This window comes from Nocardiopsis sp. MG754419 (assembly GCF_018207095.1).
In the GTDB taxonomy this organism is placed as follows: Bacteria; Actinomycetota; Actinomycetes; order Streptosporangiales; family Streptosporangiaceae; genus Nocardiopsis.
Genome location: NZ_QOCZ01000330.1, coordinates 1 through 712 on the forward strand (window position 1 = coordinate 1; position 712 = coordinate 712).

The 712-nt window shown below is 69.7% G+C and carries 1 protein-coding gene; it reads right to left on the reverse strand.

The annotated features are described in order from the left end of the window. A partial coding sequence (locus DSY14_RS27965; RefSeq protein WP_307851360.1) for a condensation domain-containing protein occupies nt 1-702 on the reverse strand: 702 nt, incomplete at its 3' end. Nucleotides 703-712: the final 10 nt, after the last annotated feature.

Here is a 712-nt window from a genome sequence, read left to right on the forward strand (position 1 = left end):
CAACGCCACCACCATCTCGGGACCCCGAGGCAGGTACACCCCCACCAACCGCCCCGGAAGCACACCCTCACCCACCAGGTACCGGGCCAACCGGTTCGCGCGAGCATTCAACTCCCCATAGGAGACCCGATCACCCCCGAACACCAACGCCACGGCATCCGGCACAGACGCCGCACACTCCTCGAACACCCGGTGCAGGGTGCGATCCGCGACGAGCTCGGTGCCCGCGCCGCCGAAGTCCACCAGGACTCGTTGCCGCTCCTGGGCGGAGAGGACGTCGATCCGTCCCGCCCGTACCCGAGGCTCCGCGGCCACGGCGGTCAGCACCCGCTCCAACCGGGCCACCAGCGCCTCCGCCGTGTCACGGTCGAACAGGTCGACCGCGTACTCCAGGGTCCCCCGGATCCCCCCGGGCCCACCGTCGACGTCGACGCGCTCGCCGAGGTCGAGGGTGAGGTCGAACTTGGACGTGCCCATGGAACGGAGCTCCATCGCGACGTCCAGACCCGGTAGGTCCGGAACCGCCCCGGCGTTGTTCTGGAGCACGAGCATGACCTGGAACAGCGGGTGGTGCGCCGACGACCGGGTGGGGGCCAGTGCTTCCACCACACGGTCGAAGGGCACGTCACGGTGGTCGAAGGCCGCCAGATCGGCCTCACGCACCCGAGCCAACAACTCCACGAACGTCGGATCCCCCGACACATCCGTACGC